The sequence below is a fragment of the Allobaculum fili genome (assembly GCF_020969955.1).
Lineage (GTDB): Bacteria > Bacillota_I > Bacilli_A > Erysipelotrichales > Erysipelotrichaceae > Allobaculum > Allobaculum fili.
In genome coordinates this window covers 1-226 of the sequence record NZ_JAHDSX010000193.1, presented here as the reverse complement: position 1 = coordinate 226, position 226 = coordinate 1, and the positions used below count along the sequence as shown (strand labels likewise).

Annotated in this window: 1 protein-coding gene; it reads right to left on the bottom strand. The window is 46.0% G+C overall.

All coding sequences use genetic code 11. The annotated features are described in order from the left end of the window. A partial coding sequence (locus Afil_RS11700; RefSeq protein WP_230268575.1) for a hypothetical protein occupies positions 1–200 on the bottom strand: 200 nt, incomplete at its 3' end. Positions 201–226 lie beyond the last annotated feature (26 nt).

The following is a 226-nucleotide window of genomic DNA, read 5'->3' as shown; positions in this document are numbered from 1 at the left end:
ATCTGCCCTAGAAAGCCGCAGCAGCCTTCGATCACTCCCTCGAAGTTATACATCTCATGATCGAAGGCAAGCTTGGCATTCCGATGAAGCGGGTTGAAATAATGAAGCTGCGGGCAGTCTTTAAGGACTTCTTCGATCGATTTGACGGGAAACCCTTTATCACCAACCATAATTCCGCTTTGAATACCGTTCTGTTTCACAAAACTGTCATAGGATGTCAGATCGA